The sequence below is a fragment of the Kitasatospora sp. NPDC058492 genome (genome assembly GCF_042720685.1).
GTDB lineage: Bacteria > Actinomycetota > Actinomycetes > Streptomycetales > Streptomycetaceae > Kitasatospora.
In genome coordinates this window covers 11,890-38,553 of sequence record NZ_JBHXMU010000027.1, presented here as the reverse complement: position 1 = coordinate 38,553, position 26,664 = coordinate 11,890, and the positions used below count along the sequence as shown (strand labels likewise).

25 protein-coding genes are annotated in these 26,664 nt (G+C 72.4%); 7 read left to right on the top strand and 18 right to left on the bottom strand.

What is annotated here, in order from left to right; translation table 11 throughout:
• Positions 1-331 precede the first annotated feature (331 nt).
• Complete coding sequence (locus ACFWPI_RS19325) at positions 332-1,033, bottom strand: HAD family hydrolase (RefSeq protein WP_380377644.1); 702 nt, start codon at positions 1,031-1,033, stop codon at positions 332-334.
• A gap of 154 nt (positions 1,034-1,187) precedes the next feature.
• Positions 1,188-4,694: a methionine synthase gene (gene metH / locus ACFWPI_RS19320; RefSeq protein ID WP_380377646.1), complete on the bottom strand. Its 3,507-nt coding sequence runs from the start codon at positions 4,692-4,694 to the stop codon at positions 1,188-1,190.
• Between the two features lie 143 nt (positions 4,695-4,837).
• Here metH and ACFWPI_RS19315 point away from each other — a divergent pair, with 143 nt between their 5' ends.
• Positions 4,838-5,929 carry a hypothetical protein gene (locus ACFWPI_RS19315; protein WP_380377648.1) on the top strand — a complete coding sequence of 364 codons (1,092 nt, stop codon included), beginning with the start codon at positions 4,838-4,840 and terminating at the stop codon, positions 5,927-5,929.
• Positions 5,930-6,299: 370 nt separating this feature from the next.
• Positions 6,300-7,250: a PAC2 family protein gene (locus ACFWPI_RS19310; protein WP_063346923.1), complete on the top strand. Its 951-nt coding sequence runs from the start codon at positions 6,300-6,302 to the stop codon at positions 7,248-7,250.
• 88 nt (positions 7,251-7,338) lie between these two features.
• On the opposite strand, the gene mshC is transcribed toward ACFWPI_RS19310, so the two are convergent.
• The 6 genes from mshC to ACFWPI_RS19280 form a co-directional block, all read right to left on the bottom strand.
• A complete protein-coding gene (gene mshC / locus ACFWPI_RS19305) occupies positions 7,339-8,568 on the bottom strand; it encodes a cysteine--1-D-myo-inosityl 2-amino-2-deoxy-alpha-D-glucopyranoside ligase (RefSeq protein WP_380377650.1) in 1,230 nt (409 codons plus the stop codon).
• Between the two features lie 273 nt (positions 8,569-8,841).
• Positions 8,842-9,681, bottom strand: a complete 840-nt coding sequence (locus ACFWPI_RS19300; RefSeq protein WP_063346925.1) for a carbohydrate-binding protein — start codon at positions 9,679-9,681, stop codon at positions 8,842-8,844.
• A 128-nt stretch (positions 9,682-9,809) separates the two neighbouring features.
• Positions 9,810-10,739 (bottom strand): AraC family transcriptional regulator, encoded by a 930-nt coding sequence (locus tag ACFWPI_RS19295; protein WP_380377653.1) that lies wholly within the window; start codon positions 10,737-10,739, stop codon positions 9,810-9,812.
• A 73-nt stretch (positions 10,740-10,812) separates the two neighbouring features.
• Positions 10,813-11,598 (bottom strand): SCO1664 family protein, encoded by a 786-nt coding sequence (locus tag ACFWPI_RS19290; RefSeq protein ID WP_063350993.1) that lies wholly within the window; start codon positions 11,596-11,598, stop codon positions 10,813-10,815.
• A gap of 56 nt (positions 11,599-11,654) precedes the next feature.
• Positions 11,655-12,233, bottom strand: coding sequence for a DUF3090 domain-containing protein (locus tag ACFWPI_RS19285; protein ID WP_063350992.1), 579 nt, complete (start codon positions 12,231-12,233; stop codon positions 11,655-11,657).
• 319 nt (positions 12,234-12,552) lie between these two features.
• Positions 12,553-13,245, bottom strand: a complete 693-nt coding sequence (locus tag ACFWPI_RS19280) for a histidine phosphatase family protein (RefSeq protein WP_380377655.1) — start codon at positions 13,243-13,245, stop codon at positions 12,553-12,555.
• A 197-nt stretch (positions 13,246-13,442) separates the two neighbouring features.
• Here ACFWPI_RS19280 and ACFWPI_RS19275 point away from each other — a divergent pair, with 197 nt between their 5' ends.
• The gene (locus tag ACFWPI_RS19275) at positions 13,443-14,426 is read left to right on the top strand and encodes a magnesium and cobalt transport protein CorA (protein WP_380377657.1); all 984 of its coding nucleotides are present in this window, start codon (positions 13,443-13,445) and stop codon (positions 14,424-14,426) included.
• Positions 14,427-14,644: 218 nt separating this feature from the next.
• On the opposite strand, the gene ACFWPI_RS19270 is transcribed toward ACFWPI_RS19275, so the two are convergent.
• From ACFWPI_RS19270 to ACFWPI_RS19240, 7 genes are all read right to left on the bottom strand, one after another.
• On the bottom strand, positions 14,645-15,592 hold the full coding sequence (locus tag ACFWPI_RS19270; RefSeq protein WP_380377659.1) for a hypothetical protein: 948 nt from the start codon (positions 15,590-15,592) through the stop codon (positions 14,645-14,647).
• A gap of 59 nt (positions 15,593-15,651) precedes the next feature.
• Positions 15,652-16,104, bottom strand: coding sequence for an NUDIX domain-containing protein (locus ACFWPI_RS19265; RefSeq protein WP_380377660.1), 453 nt, complete (start codon positions 16,102-16,104; stop codon positions 15,652-15,654).
• A gap of 115 nt (positions 16,105-16,219) precedes the next feature.
• The gene (locus ACFWPI_RS19260) at positions 16,220-16,642 is read right to left on the bottom strand and encodes a hypothetical protein (RefSeq protein WP_380377662.1); all 423 of its coding nucleotides are present in this window, start codon (positions 16,640-16,642) and stop codon (positions 16,220-16,222) included.
• A gap of 266 nt (positions 16,643-16,908) precedes the next feature.
• Positions 16,909-17,757: a Scr1 family TA system antitoxin-like transcriptional regulator gene (locus ACFWPI_RS19255; RefSeq protein ID WP_380377664.1), complete on the bottom strand. Its 849-nt coding sequence runs from the start codon at positions 17,755-17,757 to the stop codon at positions 16,909-16,911.
• The gene (locus tag ACFWPI_RS19250) at positions 17,747-18,268 is read right to left on the bottom strand and encodes a DUF6879 family protein (RefSeq protein ID WP_380377666.1); all 522 of its coding nucleotides are present in this window, start codon (positions 18,266-18,268) and stop codon (positions 17,747-17,749) included. The genes ACFWPI_RS19255 and ACFWPI_RS19250 overlap by 11 nt, the downstream gene beginning before the upstream one ends.
• The gene (locus tag ACFWPI_RS19245; RefSeq protein WP_380377667.1) at positions 18,252-18,473 is read right to left on the bottom strand and encodes a hypothetical protein; all 222 of its coding nucleotides are present in this window, start codon (positions 18,471-18,473) and stop codon (positions 18,252-18,254) included. Before ACFWPI_RS19245 ends, ACFWPI_RS19250 begins: the two co-directional genes overlap by 17 nt.
• A gap of 191 nt (positions 18,474-18,664) precedes the next feature.
• Entirely contained in the window at positions 18,665-18,943 is a 279-nt protein-coding gene (locus ACFWPI_RS19240) for a hypothetical protein (RefSeq protein WP_380377668.1), read from the bottom strand.
• Positions 18,944-19,193: 250 nt separating this feature from the next.
• On the opposite strand from ACFWPI_RS19240, the gene ACFWPI_RS19235 reads away from it, so the two are divergent.
• On the top strand, positions 19,194-19,436 hold the full coding sequence (locus tag ACFWPI_RS19235) for a hypothetical protein (protein ID WP_380377669.1): 243 nt from the start codon (positions 19,194-19,196) through the stop codon (positions 19,434-19,436).
• On the opposite strand, the gene ACFWPI_RS19230 is transcribed toward ACFWPI_RS19235, so the two are convergent.
• On the bottom strand, positions 19,433-20,485 hold the full coding sequence (locus tag ACFWPI_RS19230; RefSeq protein ID WP_380377671.1) for an LLM class F420-dependent oxidoreductase: 1,053 nt from the start codon (positions 20,483-20,485) through the stop codon (positions 19,433-19,435). The genes ACFWPI_RS19235 and ACFWPI_RS19230 overlap by 4 nt on opposite strands.
• Positions 20,486-20,736: 251 nt before the next feature.
• Between ACFWPI_RS19230 and ACFWPI_RS19225 the strand changes: the two genes are divergently transcribed.
• Positions 20,737-21,717 (top strand): aldo/keto reductase, encoded by a 981-nt coding sequence (locus ACFWPI_RS19225; RefSeq protein WP_380377673.1) that lies wholly within the window; start codon positions 20,737-20,739, stop codon positions 21,715-21,717.
• Between the two features lie 49 nt (positions 21,718-21,766).
• Positions 21,767-23,971, top strand: coding sequence for a helix-hairpin-helix domain-containing protein (locus ACFWPI_RS19220; RefSeq protein ID WP_380377674.1), 2,205 nt, complete (start codon positions 21,767-21,769; stop codon positions 23,969-23,971).
• A gap of 85 nt (positions 23,972-24,056) precedes the next feature.
• Here ACFWPI_RS19220 and ACFWPI_RS19215 read toward each other — a convergent pair whose 3' ends face one another.
• Complete coding sequence (locus ACFWPI_RS19215; protein WP_063346931.1) at positions 24,057-24,662, bottom strand: hypothetical protein; 606 nt, start codon at positions 24,660-24,662, stop codon at positions 24,057-24,059.
• A 366-nt stretch (positions 24,663-25,028) separates the two neighbouring features.
• On the opposite strand from ACFWPI_RS19215, the gene ACFWPI_RS19210 reads away from it, so the two are divergent.
• A complete protein-coding gene (locus tag ACFWPI_RS19210; RefSeq protein WP_033350848.1) occupies positions 25,029-25,238 on the top strand; it encodes a DUF5703 family protein in 210 nt (69 codons plus the stop codon).
• A 319-nt stretch (positions 25,239-25,557) separates the two neighbouring features.
• On the opposite strand, the gene ACFWPI_RS19205 is transcribed toward ACFWPI_RS19210, so the two are convergent.
• On the bottom strand, positions 25,558-26,433 hold the full coding sequence (locus tag ACFWPI_RS19205) for a chaplin (RefSeq protein ID WP_380377677.1): 876 nt from the start codon (positions 26,431-26,433) through the stop codon (positions 25,558-25,560).
• Positions 26,434-26,664 lie beyond the last annotated feature (231 nt).

The following is a 26,664-nucleotide window of genomic DNA, read 5'->3' as shown; positions in this document are numbered from 1 at the left end:
GTCCGACCGGGGCCGGCGGCCCGCGTCGAGGGCGCTCCGGGTGCGGAAGGCGTGCGCGGGCCTGGCGCCCGTACGACCGCGGGCGGGACGGGGTTGCCCGTCGTCGGCGGTGGCAGGGCGCGAGGGAGGGGAACGAACTGGAGTAGCGTGCCATATCGAACACGCACGACCGATACCCGTGCAGATGACGTTTGGGACACGGTGGTTGAGGGCATCGCGAAACACCCGACGAGTTGTCAGGCAATGCCCTTTTTCTCCCCGGGCGGGCGTCGGTGGCGGCCGGATCCGGCCGCTTACCGGCGAGTAGACCACCCTCGCAATGAGATGACAATCACACCCGCGAAGTGACCAGCGAGCGCAGCAGTTCAAGATCGACCCGCTCCAGCGAGGAGCGCACCAGCCGCCCCGGGGCCGGCTCGATCGGCGCCACCGAGGGCACGGCGATGACCGGGCAGCCCGCCGCCTCGGCCGCCCGCACCCCGGTCGGCGCGTCCTCGACCACCACGCAGCGGGCCGGGTCCGCGCCCAGCCGCCGGGCCGCCTCCAGGTACGGGTCCGGGTGCGGCTTGGTGCGCGGCACCTCGTCCCCGGCGACCGTGAAGGCGAAGTGGTGGGAGCCCAGCGAGCGCAGCACGATGTCCACCACGTGCCGGTGCGAGGCGGTCACCAGGACGGCCGGAATCCCGTGTGCGGCCAGGGTGTTGAGGAGGCGTTCGGCGCCCGGCATGAGCGGCACGCCGCCCGCCAGCAGGTCGACGAAGCGCTGGTTGATCAGCACCGTCAGGTCCGCCGGAGCGAGGTCCACCCCGGTGGTGCCGACCAGGTAGTCGATCACCCGCGTCATCGGACCGCCGACCACCTGGGCCCGGTCCTCGTCGGTCAGCGCGTGGCCCAGCTCGGCGAACAGGGTGACCTCGGCCTGCCACCAGAAGTCCTCGGTGTCCACCAGCGTCCCGTCCATGTCCAGCAGCACCGCCTGCAGGCCGCGGCCGTCCCCGTGGTCGAGGATCCGTGCGGCGGTGGAGGTGGTCATGGCGGGAGTCCTTCCGTCGGTACCCCCCGGGCGCGTTCGAGCGCCCCCCGGGGATGGCGCGGGCCGGCCCGCTGGTGAGCGGACCGGCCCGTTCAGGATCATCCAGGATACGCCCGGTTCGCCCGAAAAGAGCGAACGGAACGAGGCGCCCGGGTTACCGGGCGTTGAAGTACTTCGCCTCCGGGTGGTGGATGACGATCGCGTCGGTGGACTGCTCCGGGTGCAGCTGGAACTCCTCGGAGAGCACCACGCCGATCCGCTCGGGCTTCAGCAGCTCGGCGATCTTGGCGCGGTCCTCCAGCTCCGGGCAGGCCCCGTAGCCGAGGGAGAAGCGGGCGCCCCGGTACTTGAGCGCGAACATGTCCTTGACGTCCTGCGGGTCCTCGCCGGAGAAGCCCAGCTCGTAGCGGACCCGGGCGTGCCAGAACTCGGCCAGCGCCTCGGCCAGTTGCACCGACAGGCCGTGCAGCTCCAGGTAGTCGCGGTAGGAGTTGTCGGCGAACAGCTCGTTCGCCGCCTCCGAGATCCGGTTGCCCATGGTGACCACCTGGAGGCCGACCACGTCCCGCACGCCGGTCTCCTCCGGGCGGAAGAAGTCGGCCAGGCAGAGCCGGCGCCCGCGCCGCTGGCGGGGGAAGGTGAAGCGGGTGCGCTCGGTGCCGTCCTCGTGGAAGACGATCAGGTCGTCGCCCTTGGAGTTGGCCGGGTAGTAGCCGTAGACCACGGCCGCCTCCAGCCAGCCCTCGGTCTGCAGCCGGTCCAGCCACATCCGCAGCCGCGGCCGGCCCTCGGTCTCCAGCAGCTCCTCGTACGAGGGCCCCTCGCCGCTGCGGGCCGCCTTCAGGCCCCACTGGCCCTTGAACAGCGCGTCCTCGTCCAGCCAGGAGGCGTAGTCGGCGAACGGGATGCCCTTGACGATCCGGTCGCCCCAGAACGGCGGGGTCGGCACGGTGTTGTCGACGGTGACGTCCGAGCGGATCTGGCCGAGGTTGACCTCCGGCTCCTCCACCACCTCGACCCGGGCGTGCCGGCGCTGCTTGAGCTCCGGCAGGCTCGCGCCGGGCACGCCGCGCTTGACCGCGATCAGCGCGTCCATCAGCCGCAGGCCCTCGAAGGCGTCCCGGGCGTAGCGGACCTCGCCCTCGTAGATCTCGTGCAGGTCCTGCTCGACGTAGGCCCGGGTGAGCGCGGCGCCGCCCAGGATCACCGGGTAACTCGCGGCCAGCTTGCGCTGGTTGAGCTCCTCCAGGTTCTCCTTCATGATCACGGTGGACTTCACCAGCAGGCCGGACATCCCGATGACGTCCGCCTTGTGCTCCTGCGCGGCGTCCAGGATCGCCGAGACCGGCTGCTTGATGCCCAGGTTGACCACGTTGTAGCCGTTGTTGGACAGGATGATGTCCACCAGGTTCTTGCCGATGTCGTGGACGTCGCCCTTGACGGTGGCCAGCACGATGGTGCCCTTGCCCTCGCTGTCGGACTTCTCCATGTACGGCTCCAGGTGGGCCACCGCGGTCTTCATCACCTCGGCGGACTGGAGCACGAAGGGCAGCTGCATCTGGCCGGAGCCGAACAGCTCGCCGACCACCTTCATGCCGGACAGCAGGGTGTCGTTGATGATCTCCAGCGCGGGCCGACCGGCCAGCGCCTCGTCCAGGTCGGCCTCCAGGCCCTTGCGCTCGCCGTCGATGATCCGGCGCTGCAGGCGCTCGTCCAGCGGCAGCGCGGCCAGCTCCTCCGCCTTGGACGCCTTGACCGAGGCCGAGGAGACGCCGTCGAACAGCTCCAGCAGGTGCTGCAGCGGGTCGTAGCCGTCCCGGCGGCGGTCGTAGACCAGGTCGAGGGCGGCCTCGCGCTGGTCCTCGGGGATCCGGGAGATCGGCAGGATCTTGGAGGCGTGCACGATCGCCGAGTCCAGGCCGGCCTCCACGCACTCGTGCAGGAAGACCGAGTTCAGCACCACCCGGGCGGCCGGGTTGAGGCCGAAGGAGATGTTGGACAGGCCCAGCGTGGTCTGCACGGCCGGGCGGCGGCGCTTGAGCTCGCGGATCGCCTCGATGGTCTCGATGCCGTCCCGGCGGGACTCCTCCTGGCCGGTGGCCAGGGTGAAGGTGAGGCAGTCCACCAGGATCGAGCCCTCGTCGACGCCGTAGTCGGCGGTCAGCTCGGTGATCAGCCGCTCGGCGATCTCGACCTTCTTGTCGGCGGTGCGGGCCTGGCCCTCCTCGTCGATGGTCAGCGCGATCAGGCCGGCGCCGTGCTCGCGGGCCAGCGAGGCGATCCGGCCGAAGCGCGAGTCCGGGGCGTTGCCGTCCTCGTAGTTGACCGAGTTGAGCACCGCGCGGCCGCCGAGCGCCTCCAGGCCGGCCCGCAGCACCTGCGGCTCGGTGGAGTCCAGCACGATCGGCAGGGTGGAGGCGGTGGCCAGCCGGCCGGCGATCTCCTTCATGTCGGCGACGCCGTCGCGGCCGACGTAGTCCACGCAGAGGTCCAGCAGGTGCGAGCCGTCCCGGATCTGGTCGCGGGCGATCTCCACGCAGGCCTGCCAGTCGCCGGCCAGCATCGACTCGCGGAACTTCTTCGAGCCGTTGGCGTTGGTGCGCTCGCCGATCGCCAGGTACGAGGTGTCCTGGCGGAACGGCACCGCCTGGTACAGCGAGGACGCCGAGGACTCCGGCTGCGGGGTGCGCGGGGTGACCGGCCGGCCCTGCACCCGCTCGACCACCTGGCGCAGGTGCTCGGGCGTGGTGCCGCAGCAGCCGCCGACCAGCGAGAGGCCGTACTCGCGGGTGAACACGTCGTGCGCGTCGGCCAGTTCGGCCGGGGAGAGCGGGTAGTGGGCGCCGTCCTTGCCGAGCACCGGCAGGCCCGCGTTCGGCATGCAGGACAGGCCGATCCGCGCGTTCTTGGCCAGGTAGCGCAGGTGCTCGCTCATCTCGGCCGGGCCGGTGGCGCAGTTGAGGCCGATGTAGTCGACGCCGAGCGGCTCCAGGGCCGTCAGTGCGGCGCCGATCTCGGATCCGAGCAGCATGGTGCCGGTGGTCTCCACGGTCACCTGCACCAGCACCGGCAGGTCCAGCCCGGCCTCGGCGAGGGCGCGCTTGGAGCCCAGGATGGCGGCCTTGGTCTGCAGCAGGTCCTGGCTGGTCTCGACCAGCAGCGCGTCGGCGCCGCCCGCGATCAGGCCGGCCGCGTTCTGCTGGAAGCCGTCGCGCAGCGTCTCGTACGGGGCGTGGCCGAGGGTGGGCAGCTTGGTGCCGGGGCCGATCGAGCCGAGCACCCAGCGGGTGCGGCCGTCGGCGGCGTGGGCGTCGGCCACCTCGCGGGCGATCCGGGCGCCCGACTCGGACAGCTCGAAGATGCGCTCCGCGATCTCGTACTCGCCGAGTGCGGAGAAGTTGGCGCCGAAGGTGTTGGTCTCGACGCAGTCCACGCCGACCCCGAAGTAGGCCTCGTGGACGGAGCGCACGATGTCCGGCCGGGTGGCGTTGAGGACCTCGTTGCAGCCCTCCAGGTTCTGGAAGTCCTCCAGCGTCGGATCCTGTGCCTGGAGCATGGTGCCCATCGCACCGTCGGCGACCACCACCCGGGTGGCGAGCGCTTCACGCAACGCGTTCGCGCGGCTCTGCTGAGTGATGGACGGATTGGCTGCAGTGGCCATGGGGCTTCTCCCTGGTGCGACGGCTGTCGGCTTTGCGGGCCCGCTTACTCGGGCCCGCACGTGGCCAGGGTATCCGGCCCGCGCCCCGGCCTGCGGTCGCATTCCGTATCCTGAGCGTTCGACCGCAAGGGGGGAGCAACCGCGTGGGCCGATTCCCGACCGTCGCGCGACGCGTCACGGGGGCCCTGGCGGCCCCGTTCCGGGCGTTGCGCGAGCGCTGGCGGAGCTGGTCCTGGTGGCGCCGGGCGCTGCTGGCACTGGGCCTCGCGGCGGCCGTACCGGCGGCCGCGCTCGGCTCCGCCTTCGTCGCGATCCGCTTGCACTACACCGGCGACCCGTCCGCCGAGGCCCGCACCCGCGGCCGGGACGCGCTCTGGCTCGGCCACGCCTGGGTGGACGGCCGCAAGGGCGAGGCCGACGTCGCCGCGCTGGTGCGACAGCTGGCCGGCACCGGCGTCCGCGACCTGTACGTGCACACCGGCCCGCTGGAACACGACGGCTCGCTGCCGCCCGCCGTCCACCCCCGGGGCCGCTGGTTCACCGACGCGGTGCACCGGGCGCTGCCGGACGTCCGGGTGCAGAGCTGGCTGGGCGACGAGGTCAAGCCGGAGAAGGACGCCCTGGACCTGGAGGACGCCCCCACCCGGGACCGGGTCACCGCCTCCGCCCGGCAGGTCCTGGACCTCGGCTTCGACGGCGTGCACTTCGACATGGAGCCGATCCGGCCCGGCAGCGCCGGCTGGCTGGCCCTGCTCGACCAGGTCCGCCCGGTCACGGCCGGGCGCGGCGCGGCGCTCTCGGTGGCGGTCCCCCAGCTCGACCCGGTGCCCGGCCTGCACACCGCCGGGATCCTGCTCACCGACCACGGCAAGTGGTGGGACCAGGCGTACTTCACCGAGACCGCCCGCCGGGTCGACCAGGTCGCCGTGATGGCGTACGACACCAGCATGCCGACCGAGCCGCTGTTCGGCGGCTACGTCGCCCTGCAGACCGAACTGGCGCTGGAGGCCACCCCGGCCGGGGTGGACCTGCTGATCGGCCTGCCGTTCTTCTGGGACGACCGGCACGGCCATCGGGGTGACGCCGAGACCGTGCCGGCCGCCGTCCGGGGCGTCCGGCTGGGCCTGGGCCGCCAGGATCCGGGGCGGCGGAACTTCGGCGTCGCGCTGTACGTGGACTTCGCCGCCACCCCGGAGCACTGGGCGGCGTACCGGCGCGGGTGGGTGGACGCCTGAGGGGTTCCGGCGGCGAGCGCGGGAGGGGCGCCCTCGGGAAGGGTGCGTGCGGGAAGGGTGTGCGCAGAGAGGGCGTGCCGTCGCGCCGCGTCGCCGCTCGGACACCGTCCGCACCCACCCCGGAGGAGCTGACGGATCGTCAGCTCGGACGGTCCGGATATCCGCTGGATCGGGGCGGCACGCTCCCCCAGACTGTCCCGGTGCCCGGCCGCGGTGCGCATCAAAGCCCGTAGGCTGGGCAGGTAGGGACCATGGGGCGAGGCGTTCCATGGGTGACGAGAGGTTCGACAGTCGGCAGCCGACCCGTCGGCGCCCCGGCAGGCCAGCCGAGGCGGCGCAGGTTCGACCGCCGACCGGAGGGAGACGCTGGGTGATCGAGCTGGAAGATGTTCCCGAGTTGATCGACCCGGTGATGGTCTGCGCTTTCGAGGGCTGGAACGACGCGGGCGACGCCGCCTCCGCGGCTCTGGCACATCTGGACGACACCTGGGGCGGCAAGGTGATCGCCGCCCTGGACGCGGAGGACTACTACGACTTCCAGGTCAACCGGCCCACGGTCTGGCTGGACGGCGGCATCCGCCGGATCACCTGGCCGACCACCAGGCTCTCGGTGATCCGGGTGACCGAGCCGACCACCCGGGACGTCGTCCTGGTGCGCGGCATCGAGCCGAGCATGCGCTGGCGCTCGTTCTGCAACGAGCTGCTCGGCTTCGCGCACGAGCTCGGCATCGAGCTGGTGGTGATCCTGGGCGCGCTGCTCGGCGACACCCCGCACAGCCGCCCGGTGCCGGTCAGCGGCGTCACCTCCGACCCGGAGCTGGCCCGCCGGCTGGACCTGGAGGAGAGCCGCTACGAGGGCCCGACCGGCATCGTCGGGGTGCTCCAGGAGGCCTGCACGCACGCCGGGGTCCCGGCCGTGACGCTCTGGGCGGCCGTGCCGCACTACGTCGCGCAGCCGCCGAACCCCAAGGCGACGCTGGCCCTGGTCAACAAGCTGGAGGACCTGCTGGACCTGCGCATCCCGCCGGGCGAGCTCGGCGAGGACGCCCGGGCCTGGCAGCTGGGCGTGGACCAGCTGGCCGCCGAGGACAGCGAGGTGGCCGAGTACGTCCAGCAGCTGGAGGAGGCGCAGGACACCGCGGAGCTGCCGGAGGCCTCCGGCGACGCGATCGCCCGCGAGTTCGAGCGCTACCTGCGCCGCCGGGAGAACGTCGGGCCGACCGGCGAGAAGCCGGTGGCCGGGCACGCCACGGCGGAGCGGCCGGCCGAGCCGGAGGCCCCGGGCGCGGCCCGGGAGAGCCAGGACGGCGACGAGGAGTAGCCGCCGCCCCGGGGCCCGCCCCGGACAACGCCGAAGGGGCGTCAGGACACCTGGTCCGGACGCCCCTTCGGCGTGTTGAGGGAGGGCTCTAGAGTGCGACGCCCAGCAGGGCGTCCACGGTGCGGCTGACCAGGCCGGGCGCACCCATGTCGGTGCCGCCCCCGGCCTCCTGCCGCTCGGCCCAGCGGTCGACGGCGGCCAGCGCGGCGGGCGCGTCCAGGTCGTCCGCGAGCGCCGTACGGACCTCGTCGAGCAGCTGCTCGGCGGCCGGGCCGTCCGGCCGGGAGACCGCGGCCCGCCAGCGGGCGAGGCGCTCGACGGCCTCGTCCAGGGTCGCCTTGGTCCACTCCCAGTCCTCGCGGTAGTGGCGCGAGAGCAGCGCCAGGCGGATCGCCGCCGGGTCGACGCCCTCACGGCGCAGCGCCGAGACGAAGACCAGGTTGCCGCGGGACTTGGACATCTTGTGGCCGTCCAGGCCGACCATGCCGGCGTGCACGTACGCCTTGGCGTACGGGTGGGCGCCGGTGGCGACCTGGGCGTGCGAGGCGCCCATCTCGTGGTGCGGGAAGGAGAGGTCGCTGCCGCCGCCCTGGATGTCGAAGGACATGCCGAGGTACTGCAGCGCGATGGCGACGCACTCGATGTGCCAGCCGGGGCGGCCGTGGCCGAGTTCGGTCTCCCAGGCGGGCTCGCCCGGGCGGGCGGCGAGCCAGAGCAGGGCGTCCAGCGGGTGGCGCTTGCCCGGGCGGTCCGGGTCTCCGCCGCGCTCGGCGAAGACCGGGCGCATGGCCTCCTGGTCGAGGCCGGAGACCTGGCCGAAGCGGGGGTCGGACTCGACCGAGAAGTAGATGTCGCCGTCCACCTGGTAGGCGGCGCCGCCGGCGAGCAGCTTCTGGACCAGCGGGACGATCCACGGGATCGACTCGACGGCGCCGATGTAGTGGGCCGGCGGGAGCAGCCGCAGGGCGGTCATGTCCTCGCGGAACAGGGCCGTCTCGCGCTCGGCGAGGGCCACCCAGTCCTGACCGGTCTCGACCGCCCGGGCCAGCAGCGGGTCGTCCACGTCGGTGACGTTCTGGACGTACAGGACGTCGTGGCCGGCGTCCTTCCACACGCGCTGCACCAGGTCGAAGGCGTTGTAGGTGGCGGCGTGGCCCATGTGGGTCGCGTCGTAGGGGGTGATGCCGCAGACGTAGATCCGGGCAGTGCCGTCCTGCGGCACGACCTCGCGGACCGTGCCCGCTGCGGTGTCGAAGATACGGAGGGGGAGCCCCTGACCAGGCAGGGCGGGAACCTCGGAGGCGGGCCAGGCATGCATGGAACCGACTTTAACCTTGCGAACATTTGAAAGCCTAACCAGTACACAAGATCGACTGGATTCGCTTCCTGTCGTTGCCGGACCGCTTCCCGACTGATAAGGAGCGGACCTTGACGGGCCCGGCGTTGTTTCGGGCAGGAATGCGGCAGGCTTCGGGCGGGCGTCGAGCAGGCGTTGGGCAGGCGTTGGACAGGCTTTCGGACACGGTTGAGCGCCCGGTCGACCCTGCCGCCGACCGGGCGCCCGGCACCCCGGGGAACGCGGCCGGAGCCGCTACGACCGCTGCCAGAGGGCCGGCACGTTCGGCGGCTCCCAGCCCACCATGGCGGTGTGCGCCTGGAGGCAGAGGTAGGAGGCGCCGGAGTAGGTGACGCGGTCGCCCGCGTTGTAGGAGGCTCCCGGCTTCCAACTGCCGCTCGGCGGCGTGGGCGTTCCGGTGGGGGTTCCGGTCGGGGTGGCGGTGGGGGTCGGGCTCGGCGTGCCCGGGGTCTGCGGCACGTCCAGGACGAAGTCGTAACTGCCCTCACGGCCCGGGCCGTTCTGGCGGACGTTCATCAGCAGCCGGGCGTCGTAGATGGTGTCCGTGCTGTTGCGCGGCTCGCCGGGGAAGTAGAGCTGGGTGGTGAGCACCGGGCGGCCGGGCGCCTGGAGCTTGACGTGGAGGTGCCGGGTGCGGCCCGGGTAGAGGCCGGGGACGATCGTGTCCAGCTTGAAGGCGCCGTTCGCGTCGGTGAACTGGTGGCCGCGGAAGGTGAAGCCGGCGTTGTCGTAGGCGCCGTTGTCGTCGGCCTGCCAGAAGTCCAGCAGGACGCCGGAGATCGGTCGGCAGGCGCGGCCGAAGACGTAGCCGCTGACGGTCAGCCGGGTGCCGGGGCCGTCGTTGACCATGGAGCTGCGCAGTGGGGAGTTGGGCTTGAAGTAGGGGCCCTCGGTCTGCTCGATGGTGGGGTCGTCGCCGTCGTGGCACTCGGGGGTGAGGCCGAGGGGCCGGCCGGTGCCGGCCTGCTCACGGGCCAGCGCGACGCCGCCGCCGACCAGCAGCGGGGCGGCGCCGAGCGCGGCAGCGGCCTTCAGGACGGTCTTGCGGCTGATCATGCCGTCGGGCGTGGGCATGCGCCCTCTCCTTCGGGTGGGGGGTGGATGTGGGGGGGGCGGCCCTTGCCATGGTGGGGGCATGACAAGGGCCGAACCGGCCGCCCGTCCGCGCGCGCCGGACCGGCCACCGGTGGCCACCAGCAAAGTTACGGGCCGTCCGGGGCCGCCGCGATGGACGCGATCCGGGGATCGTGGTGATTTCCGTCGACCCGGGCCCGGAACTCCCCCGGCGTCATCCCGGTCTCCCGCCGGAAGAAGCGGCAGAAGTAGGCCGGGTCGGCGAAGCCCGCCTCCTTCGCGACCTGACGAATCGTCAAATCCGTGCACGCCAGCAACCGTTTGGCCTCCAGGGTCTGCTGGCGGCGGATCAGCCCGCCCGGGGTGCGGCCGGTGGCCTGCTTGACCAGGGTCTGCAAGTGGCCCGGCGAGACGCCGAGTTCCTGCGCACTGGACGCCACCGAGTACCGCACCCCGCCCGGACCGGCGATCAACCGGGTGAAGGCGGAGGCCACTTCGGTCGGGCGGCCGGGCGGCGACGGCCGCTCCCCCGGCCGGGCGGCGCGCAGCGCCCGGACGATCAGGATGTGCAGACTGGCCCGCAGCACGCCCTGGTAGCCGGGCTGCCTGGAGCGGTACTCGTGTTCCATGTCGGCGAGCAACGCGCCGACCGGCCCGGCCTGTTCGCCGAGTCCGAGCGCGGGGCGGGTGGCCAGGGTGCGCAGCGCGGCGAGGTCCTGCGGGTTCCGGAGCAGGAAGTCCTCGTTGAACAGGACGACCTGGCCGGTGAGTTCGTCCGCGTCCGACCAGTAGTGCACCTGGCCGGGTGTGATCACGCACAACTGCGGTGGCGCCAGCGGCCGGTGGACCAGGTCCAGGACGTGGGCACCGCGGCCGCCGGTGACGTGGACGATCTCGTAGAACGAGTGCCGGTGCGGGAAGCCCGCCCGGGACAGCGGGCCGATCGTGTCGAAGCTCCCGATGGCGAACGGGAGCAGGTGCGGCAGCGGGACCTGGAGCCGGTGCAGCGGCAGGTCCGGCGTGGTACGGGGGGTGGGGGTGGTCCGTAACGCGTCCATCGGAGCAGTGTGCTGCCGGTTCGCGGACAGGTCCAGACCATCAGCCGGCCCGAACCGGTCCGCGGGATACGTCCTAGACCGGGGGCCAGGGGATCGAGGGCCAGTCCTCGGAGGGCAGCGGGTGCCGACCAGTGCGGCGCAGCCCGGCCACCCGGGCGCGGGTCGCCTCCAGTTCGGCGGCGGTCAGGTGCGGGGCGAGGCGCGCGGCCAGCTCGCCGTCCAGCCGCTCGGCGAGCCGGGTCAGCACCTCCAGCGCCTCGGCGGGCAGCGGCTCGCCGGCCCAGCCCCAGAGCAGGGTGCGCAGCTTGCCCTCGGTGTTGAAGGTGACGCCGTGGTCGATGCCGTAGACGCGGCCGTCGGCGGCCGGGATCAGGTGGCCGCCCTTGCGGTCGGCGTTGTTGAGCACCGCGTCCAGCACGGCGAGCCGGCGCAGCCGCTGGTCGTCGTGGTGCACCAGCAGCGCGGTGCGTCCCCCGCCGACCTCGGCCCGCACGATCGGCAGCCAGCCGTGCTCCGGGCCGCGCGGGTCCTGGAGGGCCAGCAGCGGCTCGGCCTGCGGATCCGGCTCGACCCACAGCTGCACCATCCCGGGCCCGTGCGGCCCGTCGCGCAGCACGGTCGGCGGCACCAGCGCCCAGCCGGTCGCGGCCGACACCTCGTACGCGGCGACCTCGCGGCCGGCCAGCGTGCCGTCCGGGAAGTCCCACAGCGGGCGCTCCCCGGCGACCGGCTTGTAAACGGCCTGAGCGCTCAGCGAACCGTGCGTGGCGGTGCAGTACAGCGCGGCGTTGGACGCCTCGGTGAGGCGCCCGTGCACCGTCAACTCGCCCTCGCGCAGCAGCTCCAACGCGGTGGGCACGTCGGCGGCGAGGGCGGCGGCGGCCGCCGGGTCCGCCTGCGGCGGGGTCTCGGTGTTCAGCGCCGGTAGCCGTTCGCGCGCGGGCACAGGTGGCCCTCCGGGTCGAGCGGCAGGTTGCAGAACGGGCAGGGCTTGCGGCCGGCCGAGACCAGGTCCAGCGCCCGCTTGGCGAACACCCGGGCCATCGCGCCGGACAGCCGCACCCGCAGCATGTCCGGACCGTTGTCGTCGTCCTCGAAGACCGCCGCGGCGCTGTCCTCGTCCTCGCCGTCCTCCTCCGCCTCGATCAGCGCCTGCGCCTCGACCACCAGGCAGCCGTCCACGCTGTCCCAGGCCAGGGCCATGGTGCCGACCCGGAACTCCTGCTCCAGCGGCAGGTCCAGCGGCGCGGTGTCGAGCAGGTCCTGCGGGGCGGCGGCCGGGATGGAGACGTCGCCGCCGCTGCGCCGCAGCGCCTCGTCCAGGACCTCCTCGATCCGCTCGGCGAGCGCCGCCACCTGGGTCTTCTCCAACAGGACGCTGGTGATCCGGCCCCGGGCACTGGCCTGGAGGTAGAACGCCCGGGCGCCGGGCTGGCCGACGGTGCCGGCCACGAACCGTTCGGGCTGGTCGTAGAAGAAGACCTGACGGGGCACGCTCTCGCTCCGGATCGTGTCGGTCGTGGGGATCACAGGGATCGTTCGGACGTCATGGCTCGGGCTGCCGTACGGCGGCCCGCGCGCGGGCTCGCCACGCGGCGGGGCTCGTTAGTCACCCTACGACCTCCGGGCCCCCGCAGGGGAGCCGAGCCGCAGTGGCACCGGCCAGCTCAGGCGGTGCCGCCGGTCCCTGCGGGGCGGGGTGCGACGGCTCTCCCGCCCACGTCATGCGGCTCCGGGCCGGGTGGCGCCGGTCAGGTCGGGTGGCGCCGGTCGGTCCAGGGTCGTACCAGGCGGGTCAGGCGGAGCGACCGCCTCAGGTGGTGCCGCCGACCACCGCGTCGCCCGCCGGGGCGGCCGGGGCCGCGCCGGGCCTGGGCGCGAGCGAGGCGAGGTCGCCGGTGTCGCCCATCCTCAGGACGAAGGGCCGCTGCGGGGTGTAGCGGATCGCGGTGACCGAGCAGGGCTCGACGCTGATCCGCTGGAAGTGGTCCAGGTGCAGGCCGAGGGCGTCGGCCACCACCGCCTTGATCACGTCCCCGTGCGAGCAGGCCAGCCAGACCGCGTCCGCGCCGTGCTCGGCGGCGATCTTCTCGTTCCACTCCCGGACCGCGCCGACCGTCCGGTGGCTCAGCTCGCGCAACGACTCCCCGCCGGGGAAGGCCGCGGCGGCCGCGTGGTCCTGCACGGTGCGCCAGAGCGGCTCCTTGGCCAGCTCGGCCAGCGGCCGGCCGGTCCACTCGCCGTAGTGGCACTCGCCCAGCCGCTCGTCCTCGGCGGGCAGGCCCAGCTCGGGCCGAGCCGTCAACAGCGGCTCCAGGGTCTGCCGACAGCGCTCCAGCGGGCTGCTGACGGCCTGCACCAGCGGGATCCCCGCGAGCCGGCCGGCCAGCGCGGCGGCCTGCCCGCGCCCGGTGTCGTCGAGGTCCACGCCGGGCGTCCAACCGGCCAGGATTCCGGCGGTGTTCGCGGTCGAGCGGCCGTGGCGGACGAGCAGCAGGGTGGGCATGGGGCTCAGCCTACGGCCTCCGGGCGCGGGCGTGGAGTGTCGGTGCGAGGTGCGGGCGCGGGGTGCGCGGCCGTGGGGTGCGGGCGCGCAACGCGCGGTGGGCTGCGGGCCCTCCTGGGCCGCCGCCTGCACCGGCCCGCGACGCCGTCCTGGCCCGGCTCCGCCCCGGGCACCCCGCCCCGGGCCACAATGGCCCGATGATCGTCCACTGCGCCAGCTACCACGACGGCCACCGGATCGAGGCCCCCGACGACCTCGCCGGCGCGCTCGCCGCCGCCCGCGCCGCCGGGCCCGGCGGCTTCGTCTGGATAGGCCTGTTCGAGCCCACCGCCGAGGAACTCAACCACGTCGGACGGGAGTTCGCCCTGCACCCGCTGGCCGTCGAGGACGCCGTCAGCGCCCACCAGCGCCCCAAGATCGAGCCGTACCAGGGCTCCCTGTTCGTCGCCCTCAAGACGCTCGGCTACCACCCCGGCGCCCACGCGGTGACCATCGGCGAGGTGATGGTCTTCCTCGGCGCGGACTTCGTGATGACCGTCCGACACGGCGCCGACGCCCCGCTCTCCGGCCTGCGGGCCCGGCTGGAGAAGCAGCCCGAACTGCTGCGCTACGGGCCCAGCTCGGTGCTGCACTCGGTCTGCGACACCATCGTCGACGGCTACATGGACGTGGCCACCGGGCTCCAGACCGACCTGGACGAACTGGAGGCGGACGTCTTCGCCCCCGGACGGGTCGGCCGCGACACCGCCGGCCGGATCTACGGCTACAAGCGCCAGGTGATGACCGTCCGCCGCGCCACCGGCCCGCTGCTGGAACCGACGCTGCGCCTGGCCCGCGGCGGCGAGCCGTACATCCGCTCGGAGACCCTGCCCTACCTGCGGGACGTCGCCGACCACCTGGCCCGGGTGACCGACCAGGTCGAGGGCATGGACCGGCTGCTGTCCGACATCCTCAACGCCAACCTGGCGCAGGTCAGCGTGCAGCAGAACAACGACATGCGGAAGATCTCGGCCTGGGCGGCGCTGGCCGCCGTGCCGACGATGATCGCGGGCGTCTACGGGATGAACTTCGAGGACATGCCCGAACTGCGCCAGCCCTGGGGGTACCCGGCGGTGCTGTCGCTGATGGTCGCGGTCTGCATAGTGCTGCACCGGGTGTTCAAGCGGCACGACTGGCTGTAGTGCCGCTCGACGGCCCCGGGTGGCTACGCCAGGCCGGCGCGCTCCAAGGCCTCGACGCCGGTGCGCAGCGCCTGGATCCGCTCGTCCAGGGTGAAGCCGGACGGGGCCGGATTCGTTTATCACCTGGAAGGATAGCGCCCTCGTTGCGGCCGGACTCCGGCCGTGCCCAACCGTGCGCCCGCCCGTGCGCCACGGGGGAACGGCGCACGGACGGGCGGCTACTGGCCGGGGTCCGGCCCGGTGTAGGCCGATGAGCGGAAGATGCGCGGGAACGCCCGGGAACCGTGCCGCTGGTCGAGCCACCCGGTCAGGCCGGACAGGTCCCCGCCGATCGTCGCGGCCACTATCAGGCCGTGCAGCGCGCCAGCATCGGTCCCGCCCATCTCGGTCAGGAAGCGCTGATACCGCGCCCCGACCCCGTGTTCGTATCCGGCCATCGCCAGGTGGAAGCGGGTCGCGATGCCGGGCTCCGCCTGGTCGAAGTCGGACGGCTCCAGGCGGCCAGTGGTGTCACGGAAGGCCAGCCGATCGGGCAGTGCGATCCGCTCGGCCAGGTCGAGCCGATCGGCCACCGTGGCGGCGATCGTCCGGGCCTCCCGATCGGTCGCCCCCTCCATCACGATCCCGAGGTTCCGAGTCGAGACGGCGTCCTCCTGGTCCCGCGCCGAGTAGGTGCGCCCCTGCGGGTCACGCCGGTTGATCCCGTACCGGCTCCGGACCACGTGCCCGTCCTGGAACCGGTACTCCCGGAACGACCCCCAGTGGAGGCAGTCATGCGCGTAGGACCGGAGCAGGTCCAGCGCCACCAGTTCGGGCGAGGTCAGCCGGGGGTCGCTCAGCCGCCCGTACCTCGTGATCACGGAGGCCATCTGCTCGTGCCGGTAGCCCTGGTTCGGGTGATGGAACCCGCCGAACGCGTCGGGCTGCGTCGAGCGCACCCCGACCCACACCCGATCGATAGGCAGGAGCTGGTTCAACCCCAACTCCCGGTAGCGGTCGGCCAGGAGCGCCGCCCCCTGCCGGAACACCTCCCGCGCCGACTCGTCCGCCCAGGTGTCCAGCACCCAGTGGAGCAGCGAGAACGTCACGTGCGGGTGCGCCTGGTCCAGCGCCGCCGTCGCCCGGCGCGAGGCCAGCAGGTGCGCCAACTCGGCGCGCTCGGTCACGTCTCCGGCCAGGTGCTCGTTCGGCCCCAGACACGAGGGGGTGAGCGAGCGACCGAGGGTCAGAAGCGCTGACGGCTGATCAGCTGTCGGTGCGACTCCTGCACTCCCTCGGGGAGCTTGTCCGGTGAGAACCATCGGGCCTCCAAGATCTCGAACGAAGCGACCTTGATCCGTCCGCTGACGTACAGCGCCTCGTAGGCGACTTCGACGCGCAGCTTGTATCCGCTCTTCAGGTGCGCCAGCTCGCACACCTTCACCGTGAGTCCGGTCTCCTCCTTGACCTCACGGATGATCGTCTCTTCGAAGCTCTCGCCCTTGTTCGCGTAGCCGGTCGGTAGCCCCCACTGCCGACCCTCCGGCCACATCCGGTGCTTGAGGAGCAACACCCGGCCTTCGTCGTCGCGAACGATGCCCGTGACCCCGACCATGAACTTCGAGTGCCACAGCCACAGAACGCGCCACTGCATCGGGCCCCGGATGATCCGCCAGAGCTTCGCAGCGATCTTCTTCATGGGTTCGCCCCTTCATTGGTCGGGCCACCGCGCGCCGCTCGCGCGGTCGGCCCACGATCCCGCACCCCACCCCACCGACATCAAATCCCGTGATGATCAGACCAATTGGGGTGCGTCAGTGCTGGTGCCGGTACCGCAGGCGATCCGAATGCAGGGTTGCCCGTCCGGCCACCTCGGCAGCCACCGGATCGGCCCCGCCCGAGGCGTTGGACGGGTCGGCCGGCGCGGGGGCATAGAGGTCGAACCGCAGCCATCCGGCGTGCTCCTGCAACGGCTTCTTGCCCTGCTCGGCGCGGATGCGGGTGGCGTTCACCGCGTACTGCTTACGGGTGTCGGCCGTCATCAGCCACAGACGCGCGTGGTAGGCGTCGGGGAAGGCGAGCAACACGGGCTTGCCGGAGAGGTCCGGGAGGGTGCAGAACTCGCCCAGGAGCACATCCCGCAGGACATGGGAGCCCGCCGCCGCCACCACCTCATAGCGCATGACCATGCCCGGCTTCGGCTCTCCGGGCGCCGCCACCAGTTCAAGCGGCGGCATTGCGGCCCAACCTCAACTCCGTGCACCTCGGGCACGGGCACTCCGGGTCGAGCGGGTAGGTCAGCGCACGACCGGTCGGGTTCGCCGCCCGGTACTGCTCCCTCAACGCGGCCATCGCCTGCGGACTGGCCTTCTCCCTACTCCGGTGCGAACCGGCGGACCTCACGGCAACGGACACACCTGGCTCCTTTTCGCTCGGCTTCGTGGAATGAGATGCCAGGCTAGGGGAATTCCAGATAGGGACTCAACGATATTCCCGCTATCGACTAAAGATCTTGAGATGTCCCTCGATAGTGGCCGGCCCACTCCGCCAGTTTGACCCGAGCATCCTCACCCCACAGCGAATAGCCCTCGAAGGTCCGGAACTCGTCCAGGTACTCCTGAATGTCTCGGGGGTCACGGAACACAAGCGCGCCCGTGGAGACCTCGACAGTTGCTAGGGCCTCGTCGTAGACGGTGAATACGTTCAATGGCGCCCACGGCATGTGACCAGCCATCGGGATAATCCCGAGGCGTACATTGGGCAACCGGGACACAGAGACCAACCGGTCAATCTGCATCGCCATGGCCTGCGCGGGAACAAGAGGCCAGCGGCAAGCCTGTTCAGTCAGAATGAAGTCGAAGCGCTTAGCCGGCTCGTAGAGGACGGCCTGCCGTTCAAGTTTTTTGGCAATAGCCTTCGAGTGATCGCCGGGGAACGGAGCGAGACTGGCCCGGATGTACTCAGGAGTCGCAAGAAGACCGGTGATCATGGTTGGCAGAAAGTATCGAAACTCGCCGGTGGTACGTTCAAGCGTCGCCAACTCGACTTGCTTCTTTTCGAGCCCCTTCCTGCGCAGGGCCCTCGCATCCTGCCACTCCGTGTTGGCAATGCGGGCAAGCGCCGTGACGTGGGCGATGAGATCGGGCGGCGCGTCCAACGCCCGCAGGATCAGTTCGACGTCAACCAGCGACGGCGTGACCTTGCCGGTCTCGATCTTGGAAATTTTGGACTGCGACATGTTGACACGCCGAGCGAGCTGGACCCCGGAGAGTCCAGCTCGCTTGCGAAGCTCTTGAAGGATTGCTGCCAGGTCCGAATTCGATTGACCTAGCTCTTGTGGATCAAGCGCCAATGCCCTTCACGTACTCCTCAAAAGGCACCGATTCAGCGATTGCAATCCGCTGATACTCGACGAAGGGGCTCATGTCGCCCTCGAACACGGTGCGGTCGATCTGCGTTCCGTCGGGCAGGTAGTTCATCAGCACCACCTCCCTTTTGTCGAACATCCAGTAGTCCGAAACGCCGGCCAGCGGGTTAGGGCGATCCGTGACGTCCATGATCCGAATTTCTTCCCCCGCCCAGGCATGCGGCAGATAGTACATGAACTCGTAGCGCAGGTACTCGGAGAGCGGTCGCGTGACAATGCGAACGCGCCCCTTGGACTTCCCTTCTCGACGCACCCGCTTGAGGTCGTCCGTGTAATCGTTGGAGTGCGCACGCGGGTCGATTCGCTCGCCCGCCCGGAACGCTCGCAGCTCCTCGATCTCCTGCGGCACGTTGTAGGCCGGAAGAGTTTCCAGGCGCCATGCCTCCGTCTTGAAATCCCGGAACCTGGCCTGCCAAGCATCACCATCCAAGCGCACGGACGGCCTCCCGAAGCACGCTCTCGGGGATCTCCACGAGCCCTTCGCCGTTGGGCGGCATGAAGGCGTTGGACACATCCCCCTGAACCACGAAGGTCCCTCGCTCGGTGCGGTACACGTTGGGGCAGTCGTTCTGGTTGCACTCCCCCGAGCCGCTGCCGTTGCCCGTGTTGGTCAGCCGCGTGAGACCCGACCTGTCGTCCATCTCAACCCCCTGGAACTGCAGCCCCGCTTGGACCGCCCGGCAATGACGCTAGAGAACCCTTCGACACGCGTCTATGACAGGACAGAAATATTCCCGTGTTGGACTAAGGATCATGATGGAGCGGCCCAGAACGCACGAAAGGCCCCGGCTGCCCAGTTCGTTGGGCAGCCGGGGCCAGTGTGCTCGGGCGGTCAGATGCGGTTGCCCCAGCGGTACGCGGCAAGGCTGCGGGCGGCGTTGGAGCGGCCCGCCGGGGGCTCGTCGCCGGGGAGGCGGACGCGTGCTATCAGGCGGCCCGCTTCGGCGCGGAGCTGGCGGGACTCGGCGATCAGCGGGTGAGCGACCATGACGCCGTGGCGGGTGCCCCCAGCGATCAGGCGGCCGTCCGTCCGAACCTGCTCGTCGCAGTGCGCGGCGTCGCGCAGGTGGTGTTCGGCGAGGCGGAGCGCGGCGTCCCCTTGGGGGTCCAACTCGATCTCCAGGGCGGCGAATCCGGTGCGCAGGTCGGTGATGATCTCGTTCAGCGGGGAGGCCCCCTTTCACTACTCTCGGTGCATGAATGTGACGCTGTGTGCGTGAGGGTTGATTCGTGCCTATGCGCATCGGTGCTGGGCTGTTATGACGCCCCGGAGAAGAAAGAGGCGCAAAGGGGAGTCACCCCCCGGGGTCCAGCGATCGGCGTCACGCGGTGAGACCGTCGTCGCCGTGAGCCTGGCCCTGATGCGCTCGAACTCCGTGCTCGGCGAGTGCGTGATGCGCGACGCCGAGGCCGCGTTCACCGGCGGCCGGGGCGACAGCGTGCGTGTGCGGACCCCGAAGCGCAGTGTGGCCCAGAACTTCAACGGCACCACCGTCTACACCAAGGTGGAGGAGGGCCACGTCCAGGTGAAGCTCACCCAGGGGACGGGGCGGCTCGCGCCGCTGAACGGGCGAACCCGGGCCCCCAGGGATGCCCGCTGCTAGGCGAGCCCTGCCAGCTCCAGCGCCTCCACACCGACGCGGAGAGCGTGGATCCTGCCTTCCAGCGAATAGTCGACACTGGCGGGGGCCAGGGTGAGCGTGGTGACGCCCTCGTCGGCGTAGGCCTGCATCCGGTCGGCGATCCGGGCGGTGTCGCCGATCAGCGAGGTGGCGTCGATCAGGTCGTGCGGGACGGCGGCCGCGGCGCCCGCGTAGTCCTTGGCCAGGTACTTCTCCTGGATCTCGTCGGCGGCCTGCTCGTAGCCCATCCGCCGGGCGAGCTGGTTGTAGAAGTTCTTCTCCTTGCTGCCCATGCCGCCGATGTACAGCGCGGCGTAGGAGCGCTGGGAGTCGACGCCGGCCTTGATGTCCTCGCCGACCGCGATGGTGACGGTCGGGCACAGGTCGAAGCCGTCCAGGCTCTGCCCCGCCTTGGCGCGGCCGGCCTTCAGCGGGTCGAGGGAGAGCGCGGCGTGCTCGGGCGAGAAGAAGATGCCGAGCCAGCCGTCGGCGATCTCGCCGGTCTGCTCCAGGTTCTTCGGGCCGATCGCGGCGATGTACAGCGGGATGTGCTCGCGCACCGGGTGCACGGTGAGCTTGATCGGCTTGCCGGGGCCGCCGGGCAGCGGCAGCGTCCAGTGCGCGCCCTCGTGGACCAGCCGCTCGCGGGACATCGCCTTGCGGATGATCTCCACGTACTCGCGGGTGCGGGCGAGCGGCTTGTCGAACTTCACCCCGTACCAGCCCTCGGAGACCTGCGGGCCGGAGACGCCGAGGCCGAGCCGGAAGCGGCCGCCGGACAGGGTGTCCAGGGTCGCCGCGGTCATCGCGGTCATCGCCGGGGTGCGGGCGGGGATCTGGAAGATGGCCGAACCGACGTCGATCCGCTCGGTCTTCGCGGCGACGAAGCTCAGCACCGTCGCGGCGTCCGAGCCGTACGCCTCGGCCGCCCAGCACACCGAGTAGCCGAGCCGGTCCGCCTCCTGGGCCACGGCGATGTTGTCGGCGTCCATTCCGAGACCCCAGTAGCCGAGGTTGATTCCGAGTCGCATGTGCCGAACCTTCCAGTCGGTGAGGGTTGGTGGCGAGGGTAGCCGCGCACTCGCCGGTCATGCTACTGACCGGTAGTGGTGGTCTGGGTCACACCCGCCGCCGACCGGGCCAGGTGATCGTTCTGCGGGTCGCCACCCCTGCCCGGACACCGGCCGCTACGCTCAGCCGACGTGGGGAGCGCTCTCCCCACCTGCGCGTTCTCAGGGCTACCGGGGCGCCCGGTGCCACCGGCCAGTGGAGGACCCGTCCGATGGAAAAGCGTCACCTCGGCCGTACCGGTCTCCAGGTCTCCCGGCTCGGCCTCGGCACCATGACCTGGGGCCGCGACACCGACGAACACGAGGCCGCCGAGCAGCTCAAGGAATTCGTCGACGCCGGCGGAACCCTGCTCGACACCGCCGACGTGTACGCCGACGGCGGCGCCGAATACCTGATCTCCCGGCTCACCGACAACCTCGTCCCCCGCTCCGAACTCGTCATCGCCACCAAGGCCGGCAGCGTGCCGGAGTCCGCCCGCCGCTTCGACGGCTCCCGCGGCCACCTCCTCGCCGCCCTCGACGCCTCGCTGCGCCGACTCGGCACCGACTACGTCGACCTGTGGCAGGTGCACTCCTTCGACCCCGTGACGCCCGTCGAGGAGACGCTCAGCGCCCTCGACATCGCCGTCTCCTCCGGACGCGCCCGGTACGTCGGGGTCTGCGACTTCAGCGGCTGGCAGCTCGCCAAGGCCGCCACCTGGCAGCGCGTCCACCACGGGCGGACCCCGCTGGCCGGGGCCCAGCTGGAGTACTCGCTGCTCCAGCGCGGCATCGAGCGCGAGGCGCTGCCCGCCGCGGCGGACGCCGGGGTCGGGCTGCTCGCCTCCTCGCCGCTCGGGCGCGGGGTGCTCACCGGCAAGTACCGGCACGGCGTCCCGCAGGACTCGCGCGGCGCCTCGCCGTACCTGTCCGGGTTCGTCCAGCCGTACCTCGGGGAGCGCTCGCGGCGGATCGTCGACGCCGTCGCCACGGCCGCCGACGGCCTCGCCAGCAGCCCGCTCGCGGTCGCCCTCGCCTGGGTCCGGGACCGGCCCGGAGTGGCGAGCGCGCTGGTCGGGGCCCGTACGGTGGCACAGCTGCAGGCGGCGCTGTCAGTGGAGGCGCTTACGCTACCGGGTGAGATCCGTGGTGCGCTGGACGACATCTCGTCGCCGGTGCACCGCTACCCGGACCAGGGGTGGAGCGAGCTGTAGCCCCCCTCGTTCAGCTGAACACGCAGTGGAGTGACCCTTGGAGCGGACGATGAGTGACACGGAGAACGGCGCTCCGGAGGAGACCTCGGCAGTCTCGGTGAGCCCGACGGAGAAGGCGAGCCCCGCGGAGACGGCGAGCCCGGCGGAGAAGGCGGCGGCGATCGCCGAGCTGGCGCAGCGGATCCGCAGCGTCGGCCCGCAGGCCGCACCGCCGGAGGGCGAGGGCCGCGCCGCGGCTCCCGAGCACGCCAAAGACGTCAAGGACGGCCAGGGCGCCAAGGCCCCGACCCCGTCCCCGGCTTCCGCGCAGCCCGACCAGCAGCGCGCGCAGGCGCTCAAGGACACCGCCGAGGTACTGACCTCCGGGGGCGCCCCGGCCGATCTCGCGGCCGCCGCGGTGGCCGAGTTCGGCGACGGCGCCGCCGAACAGCTGCGCTCCGACCCGTGGGCCGTACTGTCCCTGCCCGGCGTCCGCCCCGAGCACGCGGACGGCTTCGCCCGCGGCCTGCTCGGCCCCGCCGCCGGCCCCGGTGACCCGCGCCGCGCCCAGGCTCTGGTGCCGTGGCTGCTTGAGCAGGCGGCGCTGCGCGGCCACTCCGCCGTCGAGGTCGCCGAGATCGCGGCCGGGCTCGACCGCCACGGGCTGCCGGACTCGGCCGCGGCGATCCAGGCCGCCGTCCTGGACGGGCGCGCGATGCCGTTCCAGGAGGAGCTGACCGGCCCCGAGGCGCACGCGGCGGGCGGCGACGAGGACGAGGAGCCGCCGACCCGGACGCTGCTCGCCCTGGAGCGACTCGCGCTGGCCGAGGAGAGCCTCGCGGACGGGCTGGTCCGGCTGATGTCGACCTTCGTGCCGGGCGAGGACCCTGAGCCGGGCGACGAGGACGCGGCGGCGGAGGAGGATCCGGAGGAGGAGGACACGGCGGAGGACGCCGAGTCCGCGGCCGACTCCTCGCCGGCCTCCGGCTCCGAGGCGGCCTCCGGCTCGGGCGCGGCCCCCACGGAGGACACGGTGGAGGCCACAGCAGAGGCCACGGCGGAGGAATCTCCGCAGGCCCCCGCCGCGCCCGGCCCGACCGCGTGGGCGGCTGCCGGCGAGGCCGCGCCGTCCTCCTCCGCGACCGCCCTGATCCAGGCCGTCGCCGACAGCGCCCTGGTGCTGCACACCGGCGGCGAGGCCGCCCGCGCCGAACCCGCCGCGCTGCTGGCCGCTGCCGGCGGCCTCGGACTGCGGGTCTGGGCCGCCACCTGGACCGACCAGGGCCGGGAGTCCTTCGCCGCGCTCACCGACACCCCGGCCGCCGTGATCACCCTGGCCGACCTGCTCTCCGGCGCCGCCGGGCCGGGCCGCGCCGCTGACGGCACGCTCGCCCTGGACGTCCTGGTCGTCCTCGACGCCCCGCTGCTGGACGTCGAACTGGCCGCCACCGTCCTGGAGTCGCTCGCCGACGGCACCCGGCTGGTGCTCAGCGGCGACCCCGGCCAGCTCTGGTCGGCCGGCCCCGGCCGGTTCTTCGCCGACCTGCTGGCCGCCAGGGTCTGCCCGGCGGTCGCCTCCCGCACCCCGGACTTCGGCCCGATCGGCGAGCTGGTCTCCGGCGTCGGCATCGGCGAGCTCCAGCCCGTCGAGGCGCCGGACAAGGAGGTGGTCATCCTGACCGCGAAGGACGGCGGCGAAGCCGTCCACCGCGCCCTCCAGCTGCTCACCGACTCCATTCCCCGCGCCCTCGGCATCCCCGCCGAGCAGGTGGTGCTGCTCACCCCCGGCCACGGCGGCCCGGCGGGCACCCGGGCGCTGAACGCCGCCGCGAAGGCCCGGCTCAACCCGGGGCCCGGCCGGTTCGGCGGCTTCGACCCGGGCGACCGGGTGGTCGACTCCCCGGCCCCCGGCGTCACCCGCCCGGCCCGGGTGCTGGACGGCGACGCCACCGGCCTGCACCTGGCGTACGCGGACGGCTCGCGCCGGACCGTCCCGCCCGCCCAGGCCGGCCGGCTGCGGCACGGCTGGGCGCTGACCGTCCACCAGGCACTCGGCCGCCGCTGGCCGGGCGCGGTCGTGGTGCTCCCGGAGGACGCCGGCCCGGCGCTCACCCGGCAGTGGGTCTACACCGCCTTCGGCCGCGGCGAGCGGCACCTGTCCGTGGTGCACGCGGCGGGCCCGGCGCTCGCCCAGGCCGTCACCGAGCGCCCGGCGCAGCCGCGCACCACCCGGCTGCGGGCGATCCTCGCCGAGAACGCCGCCTCGGCGTACTAGCCCTGTCCGGCGGTTGGCGGAACGCGCGGAGGGCGGGCCCCCTACAGGTGGGGCCCGCCCTCCGGGTGTCTGCACGACGAACGGTTCAGTCGTCGGGGTCCTCGTCGTCGTAGACCTCGCTCACGTCGAACCGGCAGATCAGCATCTGCGGGTCGGCGTGCTCGAAGGGCTCCGGCAGCCACTCCCCCGGCTCGGTCGGCTCCGCCGCCGCGACCCAGAGCGTCGAGTCCGCCTCCTCCAGGCCGAACTCCTCGCTGCGGGCGGCGATCTCGTCCGGCTCGTACTCGCCGAACAGCACGCCGATCGCGGCGTTCACCCCGCTGGTGCCGCCCCCGCCGGGGGTCAGCGACTCGTCGAGCCGCTCGGCCTGGGCGCGCAGCCGCTTGGGGTCGGCGACGTGGTAGTCGCGGCGGATCAGCACGCTGATCGCCTCCGGCTGTTCGGGGCCGTGGTAGCCGCCCGGACCCTCGTCCCCGGGGATCTCGAAGGGGGTGACCTCGTCGTAGACCTCGTAGAGGATCTGGTCGTAGGCGATGGCCGCCGTCGCGAGCTGCTCGTAGGCGGCGGACACAGCGGGATCATCCGCTGCGCTGGGGCTTGACACCGCTTCCAGATGACGGTCGATGGCGGCCTTGACCGCCTCGGCGGCGGCGCGTACCTCGGCAATGGTTGGCTGCGCGGCATCAGACATGGTGCAGACGCTATCTCCCCGCGGTGTCGGTACGCACAGCGGTTGTCACCTACACCCGCGATTTCACCGCAACTTCCCCCCTGATGTCCGATCCGCGTGGTTCTGTCCCCGCGCATGCCCGGCGCGAAGGGCGTGCAGCCGGGCCGCGCGGGGCCGATCGGGTGCCGCTTCGCGCGCCGGGATCGGGGTATCCCGTCCGGAGGAACAACGGGACTGATGCACTGTCAGGCGAGCCGGCGCGCCCCGGCCGGTCCGGGGCGTCCTGCCGGGTCGGACGGACGTCCGGGAGGACATCCGGAAATACCCGGGCCGACTGTCCGAGGCAGGTCGTAGGCTTGCGCGCAGGTGATTCTCAGGAGGAGCGTTTTGACCCCACCGAAGCCGGTCCGGCAACCGGAGTACGAGTACCAGTCGCTGCGCATGCCGCGCGGCACCACGCGCAACGCGGCACGCCAACTGCTCACCGAGCACGCCGAGTACGGGCACTGGGAGCTCGACCGGCTGCGGCTGTTCCCCGACGGGAGCCGGACGGTCCGGCTGAAGCGGCGGATCATCCGGCAGGTCCGGAGCTGGTGACGGGCGAGCGCGTCTGAGCCCGCCCGCCGCGGCGGGGGTGGACGGGCGGGGCGCCTGGGCGGGGAAGGCCCGGGCGGGAGGCGGCCGGGTCGGGGAGCTCCGGGCCCGGGAGCGCGCCCGTCGCGGTGGGGATTTCACGCCGGGCTTTCGGGCCGGGGCTTCACGTCACCGTCAGGCCTTCGTACGGGCTTTCACGCCGGGCCTCCGCTTGCCCGCGGCCGCCCGTACCTCCAGGCGGCCGCGGGCGCGTCACGCTCCGGCGTCGTGCTCCGGCAGCGCCGCTGGGGTGCGGCGCCGCGGGGTGTGGCCTAGCGGCCGCTCAGCGGGCACCGGCGCGGGCGCGGCGGTAGAGCACGCCGCCACCGAGCAGCAGGGCGAGGCCGGCGGCTCCGAGCAGTTCGACGTCACCGGCGCCGGTGGAGGCCAGCTGGCTGCCGACGGCGCCGCTCGGCGAGGAGGCGACGGCCGGGGCGGCGGCGCGGGCCGCGACCGGGGCGACCTGGCCGCTCGCGACCGGCGCGACGGCGGGGGCCGAGTGTGCGCCGGCCTCGGGGGTGGTGGACGGGCCGCCGTTGCGCGGGTTGCCCGGGACCTCGCCGCCGGCCTGCGGCGGGATGGACGGGCTGTGCTTCTCGGGGCAGTCGTCGGCCGGCTTCGGCGCCGGGGCGGGCTGCGCGACGTTGGCGCAGTCGTTGCCGAAGGCGGGGTTCCCGACGCCGACCACGTCGACGGAGTTGCCGCAGGCGTTGACCGGGACGTGCACGGGGGCCTGGATGCTGTTGCCGGAGACCACGCCGGGCGAGTTGGCGGCGACGCCGGAGGCGGACGCACCCGAGGCGGAGGAGCCCCGGCCGGTGCCGCCGTTGGCCCCGGAGCCTGCGTGGGAACCGGAGCCGGTGTGGGAGCCGGAGCCCACGTGGGAGCCGCCCGGCTTCGCGGCCTCGGGGTGGCCGCTGACGTTGGCGCAGCGGTTGCCGTAGGACGGGTTCAGCACGCCGATCACGTCGACGGTGTTGCCGCAGGCGTTGATCGGCACCTCGACCGGCACCTGCACCGAGTTCCCGGAGGCGACGCCCGCCGAGCCGGTGGCACCTCCCTGGGCCTCGGCACCCGCGTAGGCGTAGCCGGCGGTCGAGGCCAGGACACTGCCGGTGGCCACGACCGTGAGGATCCCCTTCTTGGCTACATTCCTCATCTTTTCCCCTGACGTATCGAGAACGACGTGACGACCTTGACGTAAATACCTTCCGAAAGTCGGAATTTCCGCATATCCGGATATCCGGCAAGGTCTTCGACTGCACAGGAGTTAACGAGAGGACGGCGGGCAGGTTGAGCCGAACGAACCAGCTTCACCCGATCGAGCGATTGCCCCCTTGTTCACCTCTCCGCACCCCGCACTCGCACCCCGCATGCAAGCGACCCCCGG

Bases quoted from the DNA above. Each gene is read 5' to 3' on its own strand.
- ACFWPI_RS19220 (WP_380377674.1), top strand. From the start codon at position 21,767: ATGAGTGACACGGAGAACGGCGCTCCGGAGGAGACCTCGGCAGTCTCG.
- ACFWPI_RS19295 (WP_380377653.1), bottom strand. From the start codon at position 10,739: ATGGACGCGTTACGGACCACCCCCACCCCCCGTACCACGCCGGACCTG.
- ACFWPI_RS19215 (WP_063346931.1), bottom strand. From the start codon at position 24,662: ATGTCTGATGCCGCGCAGCCAACCATTGCCGAGGTACGCGCCGCCGCC.
- ACFWPI_RS19235 (WP_380377669.1), top strand. From the start codon at position 19,194: ATGCGCTCGAACTCCGTGCTCGGCGAGTGCGTGATGCGCGACGCCGAG.
- ACFWPI_RS19325 (WP_380377644.1), bottom strand. From the start codon at position 1,033: ATGACCACCTCCACCGCCGCACGGATCCTCGACCACGGGGACGGCCGC.
- ACFWPI_RS19245 (WP_380377667.1), bottom strand. From the start codon at position 18,473: ATGGACGACAGGTCGGGTCTCACGCGGCTGACCAACACGGGCAACGGC.
- ACFWPI_RS19300 (WP_063346925.1), bottom strand. From the start codon at position 9,681: ATGCCCACGCCCGACGGCATGATCAGCCGCAAGACCGTCCTGAAGGCC.
- ACFWPI_RS19260 (WP_380377662.1), bottom strand. From the start codon at position 16,642: ATGCCGCCGCTTGAACTGGTGGCGGCGCCCGGAGAGCCGAAGCCGGGC.
- ACFWPI_RS19265 (WP_380377660.1), bottom strand. From the start codon at position 16,104: ATGAAGAAGATCGCTGCGAAGCTCTGGCGGATCATCCGGGGCCCGATG.
- ACFWPI_RS19205 (WP_380377677.1), bottom strand. From the start codon at position 26,433: ATGAGGAATGTAGCCAAGAAGGGGATCCTCACGGTCGTGGCCACCGGC.
- ACFWPI_RS19225 (WP_380377673.1), top strand. From the start codon at position 20,737: ATGGAAAAGCGTCACCTCGGCCGTACCGGTCTCCAGGTCTCCCGGCTC.
- mshC (WP_380377650.1), bottom strand. From the start codon at position 8,568: ATGCATGCCTGGCCCGCCTCCGAGGTTCCCGCCCTGCCTGGTCAGGGG.
- ACFWPI_RS19280 (WP_380377655.1), bottom strand. From the start codon at position 13,245: ATGCCCACCCTGCTGCTCGTCCGCCACGGCCGCTCGACCGCGAACACC.
- ACFWPI_RS19275 (WP_380377657.1), top strand. From the start codon at position 13,443: ATGATCGTCCACTGCGCCAGCTACCACGACGGCCACCGGATCGAGGCC.
- metH (WP_380377646.1), bottom strand. From the start codon at position 4,694: ATGGCCACTGCAGCCAATCCGTCCATCACTCAGCAGAGCCGCGCGAAC.
- ACFWPI_RS19230 (WP_380377671.1), bottom strand. From the start codon at position 20,485: ATGCGACTCGGAATCAACCTCGGCTACTGGGGTCTCGGAATGGACGCC.